The organism is Plantibacter auratus (assembly GCF_050587365.1).
Lineage (GTDB): Bacteria > Actinomycetota > Actinomycetes > Actinomycetales > Microbacteriaceae > Plantibacter > Plantibacter auratus.
Window position 1 is genome coordinate 546067 of record NZ_JBOBFV010000001.1, and the last position, 17946, is coordinate 564012.

A 17946-nucleotide genomic window follows, 5' to 3' on the forward strand; every position below is an offset into this window, starting at 1 on the left:
CCACTGCGTCCGGGTGCGTCTTCCCCAACGACCCATGCAGTGTGATCCGTGTCGGTGTCCGGCTGACCGGACCTCCGTGTATGCAGTTGTTCGACTCGCGCCGATACGAGCATTATGCCCCATGACCTGGAGGAATGACAACCGTGTCGTTCCCAGTACGCTGGATCGGGAGCCGGCCCGGACTGACGGCCCTCCAGGATGGAGCGGTGATGCACGAGGCCCTCGCGATCGACATCGGCGGCACGAAGGTCGAAACGGCCATCGTCGACGCCGAGGGGCGGATCCGGCCTGGCACCCGGTTCCGCGGTCCGACGGGCGCCGCGGCCACCCGCGAGGAGCTCGTGGCGTCGATCCTCCAGACCGCCGAACAGAGCGTCGCGGCCCATGGCGGGCCGGTGTCCGGTGTCGGAATCGGTTCGGCGGGCCCCATCGGCAGTGCCGACGGCACCGTCTCGCCGATCAACCTCCCCCGACTCGCCGACTTCCCCGTCGTGGCTGAGCTCCGGCGCTTCACGTCCGGTCCGGTGGAACTCCGTCTCGACGGCACCTGCATCGCCCTGGCCGAGCACTGGCAGGGCGCGCTCCGCGGAACCGAGAACAGCATGGGCATCGTCGTCTCGACCGGGATCGGTGGCGGGATCATTCTCGGATCCCGACTCGTCCCGGGTACCTCGGGCAACGCCGGCCACCTCGGACAGATGCAACTCCGCCGACGCGAACCGGATGCTGTCGGCACACCCTGGACCTTGGAGGGCATCGCGTCAGGCACCGCGACGGTCGCCTGGGCGCGCGCCCAGGGATGGACCGGCACGACGGGCGAACAACTCGGGGCCGACTACGCAGCCGGAACGGAGATCGCGATCCGCGCCGTCCGACGTTCCGCCGAGGCGGTCGGCGAGGCCCTGTGCACCATCACGACCCTGCTCGACCTGGAACGCGTCGCGATCGGAGGCGGCTTCTCGCGGGTCTCCCCCGACTACCTCGACCTCGTCCAGGAGGCTGCGACTGCGGCTGCGCTGCACGCCTACGCCCGTGAGCTGCGCGTGGTCCCCGCCGGGCTCGACGCCGACGGGCCGCTCATCGGCGCTGCTGCCCTCGTCCTCGCGGACTGACAGGCCCCTGAGCAACCCCGCACCGGTCCCTGAGCCGCCCCATCCCGGTTCCTGAGCTTGTCGAAGGGCGCCCTTCGACAAGCTCAGGACCGGAACCAAGGCTCAGGGCCGGATATCGGTAGGGCGGGTGGGACTTGAACCCACGCATCGTTCGGTTATGAGCCGAATGCCTTCACCAGCTTGGCTACCGCCCCGTGCGGAACCCAGTGTACCGAGTGGCCCGCCGGGCGGGAGTCAGTCGCGGGATTCCTGGCGGTCTGCGGTCGCCGTGTGACGCTCGGTCGTCGGGTCGACGACCTGCTCGCCGCGGTAGAGCGCTTCGAAGGTGTCGAGCGTGCGCTCGATGTCATGTGCGGAGACGAGCTCCAACGAGGCGTCCTGCATCCGGCGGTACTCCTCGGGCGAGGCGCTGAGTACCGTCGCGAGCCGCTCGGCCAGGGCGTCGACGTTGCCCGGCTCGAACAGATACCCGTTGACCTGATCGTGCACGAGGTGGGGCAGAGCCATGGCGTCGGCCGCGACCACCGGGAGACCGGAGGCCATGGCCTCCATCGTCGCGATGCTCTGCAGCTCGGCGATGGACGGCATCGCGAAGACGGTGGCGTTCGTGTAAGCCTGCTTCACCTCGTCATCGGACACCTTGCCGAGGAACCGGACGCGGTCACCGATGCCGAGCTGCTGGGTCAGCTGCTCGAGGTTCTTCGCCTGGTCGCCGCCACCGATGACGTCGACGTGTGCGTCGAGTTCCTTCGGGAGTTTCGTGAGCGCGCGCAGGAGCACGTCGATCTGCTTCTCGCTCGTGATGCGACCCACGAAGAGGATGGTGTTGCGCTTCCGCGGTTCGAACGACGGCGTGTACTGTCCGGCCTCGATCCCGCAGGAGATCGCGTGCACACCGGTCAGGCCCGTGAACTGCTCCAGGAAGTCGGCGGCCTTGCGCGTCGGGGTCGTCACGGCGAAGGCACGATCGAAGACGCGACGGGCGGCAGCCCACTGCGTCCGGACGAGCCACTCCTGGGTGCGCTTGGGGATGACGGTGAAGTCGAGGATGTTGTCGGGCATGATGTGGTTCGTCGCCACCATGCGGATACCGCGTCGCTCGGCCTCGATCGAGAGACCACGGCCCACCACGATGTGCGACTGCAGGTGCACGACGTCGGGCTTCACGCGGTCGAGGATCTTCCGGGCGTTCCGTCGCATCGACCACGGCATCGCGAAGCGCAGCCAGTCGTGCGGGTACCACCGGAGGCTGAAGAGGCGGTGCGCCGTCATCGTCTGACCCTCGTGGGTCTCCTTCCACGTGCCGAACTTGCGCGAGCCCGCGGGCGCCACGATGTGGACGTCGTGGCCTCGGCGGACGAGTCCGGCTGCGAGGCGTTCGGCGAAGCGTGCGGCGCCGTTCACGTCGGGCGAGAAGGTGTCGGCACCGATCACCACCCGCAGCGGCTTGTGGGTGTCGGCGCTCGGCGTCGTGCTGGACGCCTTCGCGAGGTGCTGGTCGTCGGGAGAAGTCAAGGTATCGGTGATTCCTCTGTGCTTGGCCAGTGATGTGAGGGGGTGCGGGCGGTCGCTCACGACCCTGATGCGGCGCGGAACGCCATGCTCAAGCATACCTGCAGCCCGTTCGGGCTCCAGGGCTCAGGCGGGCGCGTCGCCGGTCGCGAGGGCCTTCGCGGCTGCTGCGGCCGCCGGCGTCTGGCTCACCTGCGGGTGGTGGCGGGCGAGCTGGAAGACTCCCCACACGGCGATCGCGCCGGCCACGACGAAGCCGAAGCCAGCCCAGAACGGTGCGTTGCTCGCCTCCCCCAGCACGATGATGCCGATGCCGACCGCGATCATCGGATCGATGACGGTGAGGCCCGCGATGACCAGGTCGGGAGGCCCAGAGGAGTAGGCGGTCTGCACGAAGTAGCCGCCGAGCGCACTCGCGGCGACGAGGCCGAGCCCGCAGAGGACCGTGAGCCAGTCGAACTCGCCCTGCTGCAGCCGTCCGATGATGACCTTGGCGAGCGTCGCGACGAAGCCGTAGAGCACCCCGGTCCCGACGATGTAGAAGATGGCCGTAAAGCGTGACCGGAACACCATGAAGCCGAGCCCGAACACGACGAGCACGACACCGAGCATCACCAGGATCGTGACGAGTTCGGCCTCGGTGATCCGGTGCTCGCCCGTGAAGACCGCGGCGATCGTCACGAACAGGCCGACGCCGCCGACGCAGGCGACGATCGCGACGACCGATCGACGGTTCAACCGGACGCCGCTGATCCTGCTGTTCACCACCGCCGTGATGACGAGCGCGACCGCGCCCAGCGGCTGGACGAGGGTGATCGGTGCGAGGGACAGGCTGCCGAGCTGGAGCACGATCGCGAGCCCGAGCATGACGGTTCCGGTCACCCAGGAGGGCCGACTGAGCAAGGCCAGCAGCTGGGCGACGTTGAGCCCCGAGGTCGCGTCGGTGCCGCTCGACGACTCGACCTTCGCCACACCCCGGTGCTGCAGCTGCGCGCCGAGCGAGAGGAAGACGGCGCCGAGGAGTGCGAACGGGATGCCGAGGAGCTGCGAGGGGTTGCGGGTGAAGTCGTCCGCGAGGTCGGCGATGTCGATGGCGGAGGGGATCACCCGTCGAGGGTACCCCGCGGCCCCGCCGATCCCGGCACGCCAGGCCGAGCCCAGCGGATAGGCTCGAGCAATGGCAATTCTCGAGATCCACGTGACCGGTGACCCGGTGCTCCACTCCGTCGCCCGGCCGGTCGCCACCGTGGACGACGACCTCCGACGACTCGTCGCCGACATGTACGAGACCATGGATCTGGCTCCCGGCGTCGGGCTCGCGGCTCCGCAGGTCGGCGTGCCGCTCCGCCTCTTCGTCTACAGCTACGAGGACGACGACGGCCAGCCATGGCGCGGCGTCGCGATCAACCCGGTGCTGTGGATCAGTCCCCCGCCGGTGGGCGAGCTCGACGAGGAGGATGAGTCGGAGGGCTGCCTCTCCGTCCCCGGCGAGCGGCACCCGCTCCGTCGAGCGGAAGCGGCCATGCTCATCGGGACCGACCTCGAGGGCGCCCCGGTCGAGCTGCGGGTCGTCGGCTGGCGCGCACGCATCCTGCAGCACGAGTTCGACCACCTCAACGGCGTGCTCTACGTGGACCGCCTCGAACTGCCGCACTCGCGCCGAGCGGCGAAGGCGATCCGCAAGGCGGGCTGGGGCGTGCCCGGGATCTCCTGGCTCCCGGGTCGCGACGACCTCGAGGGCTGAACCACCTCGACGGACGCAGGGTGTCCGGACATGCAACGAGGCCCGAAGAGTGGAGTCTTCGGGCCTCGTTACCTAGTCTACGGCGTCCCTGGCGGTTTCGTGAAACCGGCCGCCAACGACGAATCCCCCGGTCCTGATGGACCGAGGGATTCTATATAGCTCCTCGAGTTGGACTCGAACCAACAACCTATCGATTAACAGTCGATTGCTCTGCCAATTGAGCTATCGAGGAATACGTGCTTCGACCGGCCGGACGAATCCGGCCTCTGCGTTGCAGCGCGTATCTACTGTAGCAAAGGATTCGCAGACTCCAAATCGACACGCGATCAATCGATGCCGACGGCCTCGGGCGTCTCGTACTGGGTCTCGGTGCCGCCCGACTGGGCGAGTGCCGCGAGGAACTCGTGCGGCGGATCGGCGAGCATCGCGTCGATCGGGCCATAGCCCACGACCCGTGACTGGTGGAGCGCCAGGACGTCGTCGGTCACCTCGCGGAGCATCGCGAGGTCGTGTGTCACGACGATGACCGTGCCGCCGTCGCGTCGGAACCCGTCGAGCAACTCGGTCACCGTGTGCCGGACGGTGATGTCGATGCCGGCCGTCGGTTCGTCGGCGATGAACACCTTCGGGCCGAGGACGAGGGCCCGTGCGATGGCGATCCGCTGCCGCTGACCACCACTCAGCTCGTAGGGGTACTTGTCGAGGCTGGAAAGCGGCATCTGCACGGCGTCCAGCAGTGTGGCGACCCGGACGCCGAGCGCCTGCTCGCTGAACTTCTTGTCGCGAGCGAGGACCGGTTCCGAGATGAGCTCCGTGACGGTGAGCTCGGGCTTCAGGTGCGCACCGGCCTCCTGCTCGAGCAGGGACACCTCGAACGTGAGCTTCGTGAGCTCCCTACGGCCGACCTTGCGCATGGAGCGACCGAGCGTGCTCGCGTCGCCGCCGGACACGAACGGACGGGAGTCCGCTCCGGTCAGGTGGCGTCCGGACAGCACCCGCAGGAGCGTGCTCTTCCCCGAGCCCGAGCTGCCAATGACCCCGAGGGAGCCGCCGACGGGCAGCTCGAAGCTGATGCCGTCCAGGGCTCGGTTGCTCGGACTGACGCCGTGCGCGGCGTAATCGACGCTCAGATCACTCGCCCGGACCGCCGGTCCGTCCTGCTCTGGGTGCTTCATGAGACCTCTCCTTCCGGTGCACGGGGAGCCACCGGATCGCCATCGAGTGTATCCGGCGATCCCGGCGGGGCCACGTGCCACGCTCGGCGGAGGCGGACCGCGTCAGGCCTCGGCGCGGAGCGCCCGCCGTTCCGCCTCGACGTCGGCGAGCTGCCGGGTGATCTCCCGGTGGGACTCGTCGCGGGGGTCGGTGCGACGCAACGACCCGAGCAGCGCCGCCTTCCGACCGAGGAGGTCGCGGTCGATCAGCGCCCGCGCGATGTCCCGGACGTAGCTCGGCAGCTTCTCCTCGTTCGTCTCGGGGAGTGGTGACACCCCGAGCTCGCGGACCAGTCCGTCGAAGCCGGGTGGGACCTGCGCGATGACGGTCTCCAGCCAGGCGTTCGTCCCGAGGTGGTCCAGGCTCACACTCATGGCGTCGCGTACCACGGCGAGGGAACTGTTGGCGACCGAGCTCTGGACCGCGCGCTCCAGCATGGGGCGTTCGAGGTGCTGGGGCAGCTGCAGGATCGCACGGAGGGCGTCTTGCTCGAGGCGCGTCGACGGATCCTGGGGCAGGTCGTTGAGCGAGGCCTGGCGCTCGCGCGGCGGCTCGGCAGCTGGTGCGCCGGGGCCCTGCTGGCGGGCGTCTCGGGCGGAGTTCTGCGAGCCTCCTGCGGCGGCACCGCCAGCGGCCCGCACGGCGCGGGCCACCTCGTCGAGTTCCATGCCGAGCTGCTTCGCGAGCACCCGGGTGTACCCGGGACGGAGCGAGGGGTCGCGGATCTCGGCGACGACCGGCGCGGCCGCGCGGAGTGCGCCGACGCGGCCCTCGACCGTCTCGAGGTCGAAGCCCGCCAGCGTCCGCCGGATGATGAACTCGAACATCGGCTCGCGGCCGTCGACGAGCTTCCGGATGGCGCCGTCGCCACGGTTGAGGCGGAGGTCGCAGGGGTCGAGGCCGTCGGAGGACACGGCGACGTACGTCTGGGCCGAGAAGCGCTTCTCCTCGCCGAACGCACGCGTCGCGGCTTTCTGCCCGGCCTCATCAGGGTCGAACGTGAAGATGACCTCGCCGGTGGCGGAGTCGTCGCCCATGACGCGGCGGATCATCTTGATGTGGTCGACCCCGAACGAGGTCCCGCAGGTCGCCACCGCGGTGGTCTCCCCCGCCAAGTGGCAGGCCATCACGTCGGTGTACCCCTCGACGACGACGACGCGCTTGCCGCGCGAGATGTCGCGTTTGGCGAGGTCGAGGCCGTAGAGGACCTGCGCCTTGTGGTAGATCGCCGTCTCGGGGGTGTTGAGGTACTTCGGCCCCTTGTCGTCTTCGCGGAGGCGCCGGGCGCCGAAACCGAGCACCTGCCCGGTCGTGTCGCGGATGGGCCAGATGAGGCGTCCGCGGAACCGGTCGTAGACCCCGCGGTCGCCGCTCGACACGAGCCCGGCCGCGAGCATCTCCTCGTCGGAGAATCCGCGAGACCGCAGCGCCTTCATGAGGTGGTCCCAGCCGGCAGGCGCGAACCCGATCCCGAAGTGGTCGGCAGCGGCGGCGTCGAAGCCGCGTTCGCCGAGGAACCGCCGCCCGAGGTCGGCGTCGCCGTCGTGGAGCTGCTGCTGGAAGTACTCGGCGGCAGCCTGGTTGGCGGCGAAGAGGCGGGCCCGGTTGCCGTGGTCGACCTTGCCGCCGCCCTCCTCGTAGCTGAGCGGGTACCCGATGCGCTGCGCGAGACGTTCCACCGACTCCGCGAACGTCACGTGGTCCATCTTCTGCAGGAAGCTGTAGACGTCGCCGCTCTCGCCACAGCCGAAGCAGTGGTACAGCCCGACCGTGGGGCGCACGTGGAAGCTCGGGCTGCGTTCGTCGTGGAAGGGGCACAAGCCCTTCAGCGAGCCGACGCCGGCGGACTTCAGCGAGACGTAGTCGCCGACGACGTCGCCGATGTTGGTGCGTGCCTTGACCTCTTCAACATCGCTCTGTCGAATCCGTCCGGCCATGCTTCGATCCTAGTCTCGTGCGTCCATCGTCCATCCCTGAGGGCCTCCGCGCAGCGGAGTCGGAGGCCCGCTCCCGTGTGGAGGAGCGTCAGGCGCCGACGTGCCGTTCGTGCCAGGAGAGGGCGCTCTGATCGGTCAGGCTCGCGATCTGGTCGACGACGACGCGACGGCGTTCCGCATCGGACCCGGCTGCCCGCCAGTCCGCCGCGAAGCCGACGTCGAGGGCCGACTCCCCGAGCGCGAACACCGCGTCCGACAGTTCGATGAGGATCTCCCGCTGCCGGACGTACAGCGGCTGGCGGGAGTCGCTGTACATCACGAACGCGGCGACGATCCCCTTGAGGAGGGCGATCTCGGCCTGGATGCCGTGGGGCACCACGACGTCAGCCCCGAACCGCACGAGGCTGGCCTGCGGGAAGGCCTCCCGGGTCGCCGCGGTCGCCGCACCGGCGAACCGACCGATCATCTGGCTCGTGAAGTTCTTGAGCCGACCGAGGTCGCGCCGGGAGCCGTCCCAGGCGGTGATCCAGGTGTGCGAGGACTGCAGCCGGTCGAAGGCGGCGGCGAGGTCGTCGTGGGTGAAGTCGTCGCCGGCCCAGGACAGCGCGGTGTCGATGAGGCGGTCGTGTCCTGCGCGCGCGTTCAGGAACGCCGGGTCGATGTACTCCCCGACGACGGCGTCCTCGAAGTCGTGCACGGAGTACGCGATGTCGTCCGCGAGGTCCATGACCTGCGCCTCGACGCAGCGGACGCGCTCGGGAGCGCCGGCTCGCAACCAGCGGAAGGCCGCGGAGTCCTCGTCGAAGAACCCGAACTTGGCGCGACCACCGGGATCCGGCACCGACTGGGCGGCCGGCCACGGGTACTTGCAGCTGGCGTCGAGGCTCGCGCGGGTGAGGTTCAGACCGTACGGCTCGCCGTCGGGGCCGAAGACCTTGGATTCGAGGCGCGTCAGGATCCGCAGGGTCTGGGCGTTGCCCTCGAACCCGCCGATCGCGGCGGACCAGTCGTTAAGTGCTCGTTCGCCGTTGTGCCCGAACGGCGGGTGACCAAGGTCGTGTGCCAGGCACGCCGTGTCGACGACGTCCGGAGCGAGGTCCAGGCTGGCAGCCAGCTCGCGACCGACCTGCGCCACCTCGAGGGAGTGGGTCAGCCGGTTCCGGGCGAAGTCGACACCGCTCGTCGGGCTGAGCACCTGGGTCTTGGCGGCGAGTCGCCGGAGGGCACTGGAGTGCAACAGCCGTGCACGATCGCGCGCGAAGTCGGAGCGTCGCGTCGAATGGTGCTCGGGCATCCAGCGTTCTTCGTCGTGCAGGGTGTAGCCGTCCCGGTCCATGGAGACGCTCCCCTGCTCGATGATGCTATCCGCCACTGTGGTCCAGTTCCGCTCCCGCGATCTCGGTCTGCTCGTCGGCACCCAGCGACTGCGAGTCGAGCCAGCCGTACGGAAGTGCCGGTCGTTTCGGCGTGCCGGCGCGTCCGCGCTGCCCTTCCGCTGCGGCGCCCGGGTAGGGGGCCGTCCAGTCGAGGGTCGCGAGCAGGTCATCGAGCTGGTCGAGCGACTCCACCGTCGCGAGACTCGCGCGGAGGTCACCGCCGACGGGGTAGCCCTTGAAGTACCAGGCGACGTGCTTCCGGATGTCGCGGCAGCCGCGCTCCTCGCTCTCGAAGAACTCGGCCAGGAGCTCGGCGTGACGCCGGAACGCGGCCGCGACGTCGCCGAGAGACGGCTCCGCCTTGCCACCCTCGCCGGCGAACGCCGAGCTGAGGTCGCCGAAGAGCCAGGGGCGACCGAGGCAACCGCGGCCCACGACGACGCCGTCGCAGCCCGTCTCGTCGACCATCCTCAGGGCGTCCTCGCCCGACCAGATGTCGCCGTTCCCGAGGACCGGCACCGAGGTGACCGTCTCCTTGAGCTTGGTGATTGCCGACCAGTCCGCGTGGCCGGAGTAGAACTCGGCGGCGGTCCTGGCGTGCAGCGCGATCGACGCCACACCGGCGCCCTCGGCGATACGACCGGCCTCGAGGTAGGTGAGGTGATCGGAGTCGATGCCCTTGCGCATCTTGATCGTGAGCGGGACGTCGCCGGCTGCACGGACCGCGCCCTCGACGATGTCGCGGAAGAGCCCGGTCTTCCAGGGCAGCGCCGCTCCCCCGCCCTTGCGGGTGACCTTGGGCACCGGGCAGCCGAAGTTGAGGTCGATGTGGTCGGCGCGATCCTCGGCGACGAGCATGGTGACGGCCTCGGCGACCGTCTTCGGGTCGACGCCGTAGAGCTGGATGGAGCGGAGCGTCTCGCTCTCGTGGTGCTGGATGAGCCGCATGGTCTCCGGCGTGCGTTCGACGAGCGCGCGGGAGGTGATCATCTCGCTGACGTACAGTCCGGCACCGTATTCGCGGCACAGTCGACGGAACGCCGTGTTGGTGATCCCGGCCATAGGGGCGAGCACGACCGGCGAGTCGAGCACGATGGGCCCGATCGAGAGGCTCGGGCGCTGCGAGAGCGTGGTAGGAAGAGACATCACCCTCGATTCTCCCAGATGATCGGCGCTCCCGCGCCCAGTGAGGACCACATGTCAGACGCCGTCCCGCCCGTCGACCTCCAGCCGCCCGGCCGCGAGCGCGTCCGAGCAGCGGCCGCCGCACTCGGTCTCGACGTGGAGCTGGTCGAGCGACCGCCCGCGCGCAGTCTCCACGAGGCGGCGGAGCTGCTCGGCATCGAGCCCGCGGACATCGTCAAGACGATCGTCGTGAAGCGTCGCAGCGGCGACTACCTCTTCGCCCTCGTGCCGGGCGGCCGCAAGATCTCCTGGCCGCCGTTCCGCACGCTGCTCGGGGTGAACAAGCTCGCGATGCCGGACGCGGCGACCGCGTTCCAGGCGACCGGCTACGAGCGCGGCACCATCACCGTCCTCGGTGCGAGCGCTCCACTCCCCGTCTACGCGGACGAGCGCATCCTCGAGCGCGGAGGGCGCATCTCGATCGGCGCCGGCGAGCACGGGTGGAGCGCCTTCGTCGACGCGGCGGAGTACCTCACGGCCATCGGCGCCGTCACCGCGGACCTCACCGAGCCGGAGGACCCTCAGTCCTGAGCCGTTTCCGGCGGGAGCACGAGGCAACTGTCGCCCTCGCAGACGACGGCGTCGCCCCCGAGGAGTCGGAGCGCCGGCCGGACCGTCGCGGGCTGCTGATCATCGACGCTGCGCTCAGGGGACGTCGTCTCCGTGCTCACGCCTGCACCGGCTCGGTGCTCGCGCGTTCCGTCCAGACCTGCTCGAGGACCTGCGTGAACGCGGCCGCCTCCTGCGCCCCGGACACCCCGTAGGCGCCGTCGATGACGAAGAACGGGACGCCCTGGATGCCGTACCCCTGTGCCGTCGCCTGGTCCTCGCGGACCGCCTGCGTGTACTGGCCGGATTCCAGCGCCGAGACCACGGCGGACCGGTCGAGCCCCACCTCGACGGCGAGGTCGGCGAGGTCCTCGATGCGACCGACATGGCGGCCCTCGGTGAAGTAGGCCCGCAGGAGGCGCTCGGTCATCTCGAGCTGCTTCCCCTCCGCCTTGGCGAAGTGCAGCAGTTCGTGCGCCTTCACCGTGTTCGTGTGCTGGAGGATGCCGAAGTCGTACTCGAGACCGGCGTCCGAGGCGATCCCCGTCACCCGATCGAGCATCTGCTGCACCTGGTCGGCCGGCATGCCCTTGTGCTTCACGAGGAAGTCGATCTCGGTGCCGTCGAAGTCGACCGGGGTGTCGGGTGCCAGCTCGAAGGAGTGGTACTCGACCTCGACCTCGCGTCCGTCGCCGAGCTGCGCGAACTCCGCCGCACCCCGCTCGAACTTGCGCTTGCCGATGTAGCACCACGGGCAGGCGATGTCGGACCAGATGTCGATCTTGATGGGTTCACTCATGTCAGGGCCAACCACCGACACCCGTCGGTCATTCCCCCGAGGGCGCCGGGGCGTCTGGCACGTCGCGCGCCCCGCCGAAACGACGGTCGCGTCCGGCGTACCGTTCGACGGCCTCCCAGAGCTGACGCCGCCCGAAGTCGGGCCAGAGGGTGTCGAGGAAGACCATCTCCGCGTAGGCCGACTGCCACAGCTGGAAGTTGCTGGTGCGCTGCTCTCCGGAGCTCCGGACGAAGAGGTCGACGTCCGGGAGGTCGGGCAGGTAGAGCCGGCTCTGGACGAGACGCTCCGAGACGGCCGACGGCTTGATGCGGCCGGCGGCGACGTCGTCGGCGATGCTGCGCACCGCGTCGACGATCTCGTTGCGACCGCCGTAGTTGACGCACATGGTGAGCGTCAGGCGGTCGTTGTCGCGCGTCAGCTCCTCCGCCGTCTGGAGCTCCTTGATGACCGAGGTCCACAACCGCGGCCGACGCCCCGACCAGCGCACGCGCACGCCCCACTCGTTCAGTTGGTCGCGCCGTCGATGGAGCACCTCGCGGTTGAACCCCATGAGGAAGCGGACCTCGTCGGGTGAGCGCTTCCAGTTCTCCGTCGAGAACGCGTACACCGACAGGTGCTTGATCCCGAGTTGCAGGGCACCGGCCACGACGTCGAGGAGTGCGGCCTCGCCCGCCTTGTGCCCTTCGACACGCGTGAGTCCGCGCCGGTTCGCCCACCTGCCGTTGCCGTCCATGACGATCGCGACGTGCGACGGCACCTCACCCTTCGCGAACTCGGGCGGGACCTCCCCTGTCCAGTCGATCGGTTTGAACGGCACCGCGTCGCGGTGGGTGTAGGGCTTCGGGGTCACCCGCGGCTCCGATCCTGTTCGAGGTGCGCGAGCGACCGCAGGCCGCGCTCCAGATGCCATTGCGCATAGGCGGCGGTGAATCCGCTCGCCCGTGAGGCCGTCTGCTCGGCGGCGGCCTCCGCGTACTCCCAGTCGCCGGAGAGCAGTGCTCCGAGGAGCGAGAGGGTGTCGGCGTCGAGCCGAGGGCTCCCGGAGGGCGCGCAGTCGTCGCACACGACCCCGCCGAGCTGCACGACCACGTGCGAGTACTCACCCTCCGTGCCGCACCTCGAGCAGGCGCCGAAGCTCGGTGCCCAACCGGCGAGCGAGAACGCCCGGAGCAGGTAGGAGTCGAGGGTGAGCCGCGGACCGTGCTCATGCTTCGAGAGCGACCGCAGGGCGCCGACGAGCAGCAGGTACTGCTGCAGGGAGCCCTCGGACTCCGTCAGGCGATCGGCCGTCTCGACCATCGCGCTGGCGGCCGTGTAGCTCCCGTAGTCGGCGCTGATCTCGGCGCCGTACGAACCGAGCGACTCGGCCTGGGTGATGGTGTCGAGGCTGCGGCCCTCGTAGAACTGGACATCGGCGACCATGAACGGCTCGAGCCGGGACCCGAACTTCGAGCCGGTGCGACGGACACCCTTGGCGACCGCCCGGATCTTGCCCCTGCTGCGTGAGAGCATGGTGACGATGCGATCGGCCTCGCCGAGCTTGTGGGTCCGCAACACCACCACTTCGTCTCGATATACCGGCACGCATCGATTATCCCGCCTCGCACCGACAACGTGACCCGGGAACCGCCGTCGGGGATCGAAGGAGCGCCTGGAGAGATGAAGCCGTGAACGAGGTCCTCTTCGTCGTTCCGCTGTGGGTCGACCTCTCGGCGGTCGCCATCGGCGCCGTCCAGGGCGCGATGTTCGCGGCCAGATTCCAGGATCGTCAGCTCGACTGGCTCGGCGTCGCCATCATCGGCGTCGTCGTCGGACTCGGTGGCGGTCTCATCCGCGACATCCTCCTCGGACAGGTGCCGGCGTCCCTCCAGAACAACTGGTACCTCCCCGTCGCCTCGGGAGCCGCCCTGCTCGGGATGTTCCTCCTGCGCACCATCACGAGGCTCGGGCCGGTCATCATCGGTCTCGACGCCCTGACGATCGGCATGTTCGGAGCGATCGGCTCCACCAAAGCCCTGGCAGCCGGCCTGCCGGTCATCCCGGCGATCTTCGTCGGAACCGTCTCAGCCGTCGGCGGATCGGTGCTCCGCGACGTCATGCTCGGCGTCCCCGTCGCCCTCATGCACGTCGGGTCGCTCTACGCCGTGGCGGCCGCGGTCGGGACCGCCCTCCTCGTCCTCGCCGTGACCTTCGGTGCGCCGCTCGGGATCGCGGCCATCGTCGGTGTCTCCTCGACCGCGGTGATCCGCCTCCTGGCGGTCCGGTTCGGGTGGACGTTGCCCGAGCAGCGCCAGATCGGCGGATGGCGGATCTGGCGCCGCTCGACGCGCGGCTGAGTCGTCTCAGTCGACTGCGAGTGCCGCGACGGGCGCGATCCGGGTCGCCCGACGGGACGGGGCGACCGAGGCCACAGCCGTGAGGAGTGCGGCGAGCACGACGATCACGGCGACGATGGCCCACGGGATGACCGGGAAGATCAGCCCGGGCGAACCGTTGATCGCGCCGAGCATCGACTGGGCACCGGCCCAGCCGTAGAACGTCCCGAGGACCAGGCCGACGACGACGGCCGCGATGGTCAGCTGCGCCGCCTCGATCACGATCATGCGACGGATCTGCGCCGCCGAGAATCCGAGTGCGCGGAGCAGTCCGAGTTCTCGGGTGCGCTGCAGGACGCTGAGTGAGAGGTTGTTGACCATCCCGACCGCGGCGATGAGCGCGCTCAGCCCGATGAGGGCGGAGAAGACGCCGACGGTCGTCGCGACCACGGCCTGCGTGCCCTCGTAGACCTCCGGACTCGCAGCCTGTGCGTTCATCACGAACTCCTGGAAGTTGGCCGCTGCGACCGCGAACATCGTCACGAGGGTCACGCCGATCACCAGTCCGATCGTCGTGCGTGAACTGCGCTCCGGGTAGCGGACGGCGTTCTCGGCGGCGAGTCGAGCCGTCGCGGAGGTGCCGAACAGCCGACCGACCAGCCGCAGTGCCGGCGGCATCACGAGGTGCGCACCGAGCACGAGGCCGGAGAAGGAGACGATCCCGCCGACGATGCCGATGAGCACGCCGAGCGGCGACACGAGCCCGACGCCGACACCGGCGAGCAGGAGCAGGACACCGACCACGAAGAGACCGATCGCGACCGCGTTCCGGGCGGGCCGCGCGGTGGCCTCCTCTCGGCTCAACTCCTGCGATCCTCCGATCGCCTGCATCGGGGTGACCGTCAGGACGCGACGCGCGCCGATCCAGGACGCGAGCCAGGTGGTCAGGACGACTGCGACGACCGGCAGGAGGACGGCCGGTTCGGCGATCGCATACGGCAGCTCGGGCAGCACACCGGTCGCGACCCCGATCCGCACGAGCGCGAAGGTCGCGAGGAGTCCGACGAGCAGCCCTGCTCCCCCGCCGAGCAGGCCGACGACGACGCCCTCCTTCGCGACGGCGCGACGCTGCGATCGCGCCGTCGAACCGATCAGGCGGAGCAGCGCGATCGTCCTCGTCCGCCCGGCGACGATCGTCGCGAAGGTGTTCGCTGTGACGATCGCGCCGACGTACACCGCCAGCGAGACGAACACGGCGGCCGCGAGGATGAGCATGATCACGACGGAGCCGCTGGACCCCGTGACGTCGTCGGCCAGGATGAAGGTGGAGAGCACACTCGTGACCATGAGCAACAGGACACCGAACGAGGCGCTGAGCGTCGCGACGAGGAGGCTCGCGCGATGCTCGCGGGCCCGGGGCCCGAGATCGGCCCGGCTCATGCTGCACGCTCCATGCCGAGCATGAGCGCGGAGATCTGCTCGGCGGTCGATCGGGGTCGGTCCTCGACGACCCGGCCGTCCGCGAGGAACACGATCCGGTCCGCGTAGCTCGCGGCGATCGGGTCGTGCGTCACCATCGCGATGCTCTGCCCGTATTCGGTGCTGGCAGCCGCCAGCAGGGCCAGGACGCTCCGCCCGGTGCGGGAGTCGAGGTTGCCGGTCGGTTCGTCCGCGAAGAGGAGCTCGGGTCGCGTCGCGAGGGCACGCGCGATCGCGACGCGCTGCTGCTGTCCGCCCGAGAGTTCGTGCGGGCGGTGCCCGAGTCGGGAGGCGAGTCCGAGCGTGCTCACGAGCACGTCGATCCAGCTCTGCTCCTCACCGGTCGGACGGCGGGCGTCGAGTTCGAAGGGCAGCCGGATGTTGGCCGCGACGTCGAGCGTCGGGACCAGGTTGAAGGCCTGGAACACGAAGCCGACACGACGCCGACGGAGGATCGTGAGCTGCCCGTCGTCGAGGTCCGTGATGTCCTGGTCACCGAGGCGCACCCGCCCTGCGGTGGCCTGGTCGAGGCCGGCCATGATGTGCATGAGCGTCGACTTGCCCGAGCCGCTCGGGCCCATGATGGCGGTGAACCGGCCCCGCTCGATCTCGAGGTCGACGCCGTCGAGGGCGACGACCTGGTTGTCGGCGGGTCCGTAGCTCTTCCGGAGTCCGTGGACGCTGGCGACGACGGACGGCTGTGCTGAAGTGGTCATACTCCGAAGCTACGGAGTGCGGTGCCGGGTGCGCGTCGGGCGCACGAGCGACCCGGGTACATCCTGGGGATGATCCTCGATCACTCCGCGGGTGCGTGCTGGACCGCGGTCAGACCAAGCCGTGCTCGAAGGCGAACACGACGAGCTGGACCCGGTCGCGCACCTCGAGCTTGGCGAAGATCCGGCTGATGTGCGTCTTCACGGTCGCCTCGCTGAGGAACTCGGCGGCGGCGATCTCGGAGTTGCTCAGCCCGCGCGCCGCGAGGAGGAAGATCTCGCGCTCTCGCGCCGTGAGCTCGGCATAGCGCTGCGGTGCGGCCGGAGCTGCCGGAGCCTGCTGGAAGTGCTCGAACAGCTCGCGGGTGGCCGACGCGGCGATGACCGCGTTCCCTGCATGGACCGTGCGGATCGCTGCGAGCAGGAACTCGGGCTCCGCGTCCTTGAGCAGGAACCCGCTCGCCCCGGCTCGGATGGCCGTCGCGGCCGCCTCGTCGAGGTCGAAGGTGGTCAGCACGACGATCCGAGGCCGCTCGCCCCCGCGCGCGTCCGCCTCCGCCAGGATCGTCTTCGTCGCCTCGATCCCGTCCATGACCGGCATCCGGACGTCCATGAGGATGACCTGCGGACGTGTCCGTGCGGCCAGCTCGACCGCTTGACGCCCGTCGGAGGCCTCGCCGACGACGCGGAGGTCCGGCTGCGAACCGATGAGCATGCGGATCCCGCCTCGGAACAGCGCCTGGTCGTCGACCAGCGCGATCGTGATCGCCCCCGCTGCCGTCGCGTCACTCGGATCGGTCATCTCGTCACTCCCACCGTCGCGTACGGGATCGATGCGTAGACGGTGAAGAGACCGTCCACCAGGGTCGTCCCGAACCTGCCGCCTGCCAGCGTAGCGCGCTCGTTCATCCCGGCGAGTCCGTGCCCCGTGCCGGCCTTCGGCAGTTCGACCTTCGCCCGGTTGACGACCCAGAGCTGCAGCTCGGGTCCGGTCCAGTCGAGATGGACGTCGATCGGCCCACGATGGTCGCCGTGTCGGAGCGCGTTCGTGAGCGCCTCCTGGATGATCCGGTAGACGGCGAGCTGCGAACCGGTCGCCACCGGTCGTTCCTGACCGTGGCTCTGGACCACCACGTCCAGTCCGGCTCCTCGCAACTGCTCGTAGAGCCGGTCGAGGTCGGCCATGACCGGCTGCGGGCCCTCGGTCTGTTGGAATCGCAATTGCGCGAGCAACACCCGGACGTCGGCGAGGGCCTCGCGGGAGATGCTCGAGATCGTCCGCAACGCCTGGTCGGCCGAATCCGGGTCCGCGGCCAGCGCATATCGGGCACCGTCGGCCTGGGCGATGACGACGGCGAGGGAGTGCGCGACCACGTCGTGCATGTCGCGCGCGATCCGGTTGCGCTCCTGCTCCACGGCGACGTCGCGCTCGGCCAGGAGCTGCGCCTGGCGGCTCTCGCGGGCGAGCCGCCAGGTCCGCATGAGGACACCTGCGGTCCAAGCGAGGCCGAAGAAGGCGGCGAACGCGAGGAACATGAACAGCCCGACCGTCACCTGCGCGACCGGTGTCATGTCGTTCGCGAGGCCGAAGGTACTGATCTCCGCGCCGATGGCCGTGGTCCAACTCGGGACGACGATCACGTAGAACGCGATGAGCGCGGCACCGACGAACGCGGAAGCGAAGGAGACCCATCGCACCACCCGGCCGCCGTAACTCGCCGCAGCGTAGAGCACGACCGGGATCGCGAAGTTCGCAGGATCCGGCGCGAGCAGGAGGATGAGCTGCAGCAGCGCCGCGGCCCAGGCCACGGACAGCGCGATCGCCGGAGCGAGCCGGCGGAGCGCCAGTGCACCGCACATGCCGAGCAGGACGATGGTGTATCCGGCTGGGCGCGTCGTGTACGCAGCTGCGGTGAGGATGAACAGCACCGACGGTAGCGCGATGTCGAGGGCCAGCTGGCCGGGCCGGAGCGTGCGGAACATCCTCCAACCGTACGACCTGGCGGCCGG

The 17946-nt window shown here is 69.6% G+C and carries 17 protein-coding genes and 2 tRNA genes; 4 read left to right on the forward strand and 15 right to left on the reverse strand.

Annotated features, from left to right (window positions below; all coding sequences use genetic code 11):
• The first annotated feature begins 143 nt into the window (after positions 1-143).
• Positions 144-1112 (forward strand): ROK family protein, encoded by a 969-nt coding sequence (locus tag ACQ3HE_RS02500; protein ID WP_430891212.1) that lies wholly within the window; start codon positions 144-146, stop codon positions 1110-1112.
• 119 nt (positions 1113-1231) lie between these two features.
• Here the strand turns inward: ACQ3HE_RS02500 and ACQ3HE_RS02505 are convergent.
• The 3 genes from ACQ3HE_RS02505 to ACQ3HE_RS02515 all read right to left on the reverse strand — a co-directional run bounded on the left by ACQ3HE_RS02505 (position 1232) and on the right by ACQ3HE_RS02515 (position 3731).
• Positions 1232-1306: transfer RNA gene (locus tag ACQ3HE_RS02505), tRNA-Ile, on the reverse strand.
• Positions 1307-1346: 40 nt separating this feature from the next.
• On the reverse strand, positions 1347-2627 hold the full coding sequence (locus ACQ3HE_RS02510; protein WP_371413643.1) for a glycosyltransferase: 1281 nt from the start codon (positions 2625-2627) through the stop codon (positions 1347-1349).
• Between the two features lie 123 nt (positions 2628-2750).
• The gene (locus ACQ3HE_RS02515) at positions 2751-3731 is read right to left on the reverse strand and encodes a DMT family transporter (RefSeq protein WP_241160875.1); all 981 of its coding nucleotides are present in this window, start codon (positions 3729-3731) and stop codon (positions 2751-2753) included.
• A 70-nt stretch (positions 3732-3801) separates the two neighbouring features.
• Between ACQ3HE_RS02515 and def the strand changes: the two genes are divergently transcribed.
• A complete protein-coding gene (gene def / locus ACQ3HE_RS02520; RefSeq protein ID WP_079705767.1) occupies positions 3802-4368 on the forward strand; it encodes a peptide deformylase in 567 nt (188 codons plus the stop codon).
• Positions 4369-4527: 159 nt separating this feature from the next.
• Here the strand turns inward: def and ACQ3HE_RS02525 are convergent.
• From ACQ3HE_RS02525 to dusB, 5 genes are all read right to left on the reverse strand, one after another.
• A tRNA-Asn gene (locus ACQ3HE_RS02525) sits at positions 4528-4600 on the reverse strand.
• A 94-nt stretch (positions 4601-4694) separates the two neighbouring features.
• Positions 4695-5543, reverse strand: a complete 849-nt coding sequence (locus tag ACQ3HE_RS02530; RefSeq protein WP_071260793.1) for an ATP-binding cassette domain-containing protein — start codon at positions 5541-5543, stop codon at positions 4695-4697.
• Between the two features lie 102 nt (positions 5544-5645).
• Positions 5646-7520: a DNA primase gene (dnaG, locus tag ACQ3HE_RS02535; RefSeq protein ID WP_430891214.1), complete on the reverse strand. Its 1875-nt coding sequence runs from the start codon at positions 7518-7520 to the stop codon at positions 5646-5648.
• A gap of 88 nt (positions 7521-7608) precedes the next feature.
• Positions 7609-8856, reverse strand: coding sequence for a deoxyguanosinetriphosphate triphosphohydrolase (locus tag ACQ3HE_RS02540; protein ID WP_085511054.1), 1248 nt, complete (start codon positions 8854-8856; stop codon positions 7609-7611).
• A 25-nt stretch (positions 8857-8881) separates the two neighbouring features.
• Complete coding sequence (dusB, locus tag ACQ3HE_RS02545) at positions 8882-10042, reverse strand: tRNA dihydrouridine synthase DusB (RefSeq protein WP_191940959.1); 1161 nt, start codon at positions 10040-10042, stop codon at positions 8882-8884.
• A 51-nt stretch (positions 10043-10093) separates the two neighbouring features.
• On the opposite strand from dusB, the gene ACQ3HE_RS02550 reads away from it, so the two are divergent.
• Positions 10094-10612 carry an aminoacyl-tRNA deacylase gene (locus tag ACQ3HE_RS02550; protein WP_086473805.1) on the forward strand — a complete coding sequence of 173 codons (519 nt, stop codon included), beginning with the start codon at positions 10094-10096 and terminating at the stop codon, positions 10610-10612.
• A gap of 136 nt (positions 10613-10748) precedes the next feature.
• Here ACQ3HE_RS02550 and ACQ3HE_RS02555 read toward each other — a convergent pair whose 3' ends face one another.
• Genes ACQ3HE_RS02555 through recO form a run of 3 tightly spaced genes read right to left on the reverse strand, consistent with a single transcriptional unit; the run spans position 10749 to position 13013 of the window.
• Positions 10749-11429, reverse strand: a complete 681-nt coding sequence (locus ACQ3HE_RS02555) for a DsbA family oxidoreductase (protein ID WP_079705763.1) — start codon at positions 11427-11429, stop codon at positions 10749-10751.
• Positions 11430-11457: 28 nt separating this feature from the next.
• Complete coding sequence (locus ACQ3HE_RS02560) at positions 11458-12279, reverse strand: isoprenyl transferase (protein ID WP_124769218.1); 822 nt, start codon at positions 12277-12279, stop codon at positions 11458-11460.
• The gene (gene recO, locus ACQ3HE_RS02565) at positions 12276-13013 is read right to left on the reverse strand and encodes a DNA repair protein RecO (RefSeq protein ID WP_064293640.1); all 738 of its coding nucleotides are present in this window, start codon (positions 13011-13013) and stop codon (positions 12276-12278) included. The genes ACQ3HE_RS02560 and recO overlap by 4 nt, the downstream gene beginning before the upstream one ends.
• Positions 13014-13096: 83 nt before the next feature.
• On the opposite strand from recO, the gene ACQ3HE_RS02570 reads away from it, so the two are divergent.
• Positions 13097-13765 carry a trimeric intracellular cation channel family protein gene (locus ACQ3HE_RS02570; RefSeq protein WP_079705760.1) on the forward strand — a complete coding sequence of 223 codons (669 nt, stop codon included), beginning with the start codon at positions 13097-13099 and terminating at the stop codon, positions 13763-13765.
• 6 nt (positions 13766-13771) lie between these two features.
• Here ACQ3HE_RS02570 and ACQ3HE_RS02575 read toward each other — a convergent pair whose 3' ends face one another.
• The 4 genes from ACQ3HE_RS02575 to ACQ3HE_RS02590 form a co-directional block, all read right to left on the reverse strand.
• Entirely contained in the window at positions 13772-15184 is a 1413-nt protein-coding gene (locus ACQ3HE_RS02575; protein ID WP_430891215.1) for an ABC transporter permease, read from the reverse strand.
• A complete protein-coding gene (locus ACQ3HE_RS02580) occupies positions 15181-15939 on the reverse strand; it encodes an ABC transporter ATP-binding protein (protein ID WP_079705758.1) in 759 nt (252 codons plus the stop codon). The genes ACQ3HE_RS02575 and ACQ3HE_RS02580 overlap by 4 nt, the downstream gene beginning before the upstream one ends.
• Before the next feature lie 109 nt (positions 15940-16048).
• Positions 16049-16738 (reverse strand): response regulator, encoded by a 690-nt coding sequence (locus ACQ3HE_RS02585; protein ID WP_079705757.1) that lies wholly within the window; start codon positions 16736-16738, stop codon positions 16049-16051.
• Positions 16735-17919 (reverse strand): sensor histidine kinase, encoded by a 1185-nt coding sequence (locus ACQ3HE_RS02590; RefSeq protein ID WP_430891217.1) that lies wholly within the window; start codon positions 17917-17919, stop codon positions 16735-16737. The genes ACQ3HE_RS02585 and ACQ3HE_RS02590 overlap by 4 nt, the downstream gene beginning before the upstream one ends.
• Positions 17920-17946: the final 27 nt, after the last annotated feature.

What these genes read in the sequence shown, in the direction of transcription:
- ACQ3HE_RS02540 (WP_085511054.1), bottom strand. Translation starts at nt 8,856, where the DNA reads ATGGACCGGGACGGCTACACCCTGCACGACGAAGAACGCTGGATGCCC.
- ACQ3HE_RS02555 (WP_079705763.1), bottom strand. Translation starts at nt 11,429, where the DNA reads ATGAGTGAACCCATCAAGATCGACATCTGGTCCGACATCGCCTGCCCG.
- ACQ3HE_RS02590 (WP_430891217.1), bottom strand. Translation starts at nt 17,919, where the DNA reads ATGTTCCGCACGCTCCGGCCCGGCCAGCTGGCCCTCGACATCGCGCTA.
- ACQ3HE_RS02550 (WP_086473805.1), top strand. Translation starts at nt 10,094, where the DNA reads ATGTCAGACGCCGTCCCGCCCGTCGACCTCCAGCCGCCCGGCCGCGAG.
- dusB (WP_191940959.1), bottom strand. Translation starts at nt 10,042, where the DNA reads ATGTCTCTTCCTACCACGCTCTCGCAGCGCCCGAGCCTCTCGATCGGG.
- def (WP_079705767.1), top strand. Translation starts at nt 3,802, where the DNA reads ATGGCAATTCTCGAGATCCACGTGACCGGTGACCCGGTGCTCCACTCC.
- ACQ3HE_RS02530 (WP_071260793.1), bottom strand. Translation starts at nt 5,543, where the DNA reads ATGAAGCACCCAGAGCAGGACGGACCGGCGGTCCGGGCGAGTGATCTG.
- ACQ3HE_RS02580 (WP_079705758.1), bottom strand. Translation starts at nt 15,939, where the DNA reads ATGACCACTTCAGCACAGCCGTCCGTCGTCGCCAGCGTCCACGGACTC.
- ACQ3HE_RS02575 (WP_430891215.1), bottom strand. Translation starts at nt 15,184, where the DNA reads ATGAGCCGGGCCGATCTCGGGCCCCGGGCCCGCGAGCATCGCGCGAGC.
- ACQ3HE_RS02585 (WP_079705757.1), bottom strand. Translation starts at nt 16,738, where the DNA reads ATGACCGATCCGAGTGACGCGACGGCAGCGGGGGCGATCACGATCGCG.
- dnaG (WP_430891214.1), bottom strand. Translation starts at nt 7,520, where the DNA reads ATGGCCGGACGGATTCGACAGAGCGATGTTGAAGAGGTCAAGGCACGC.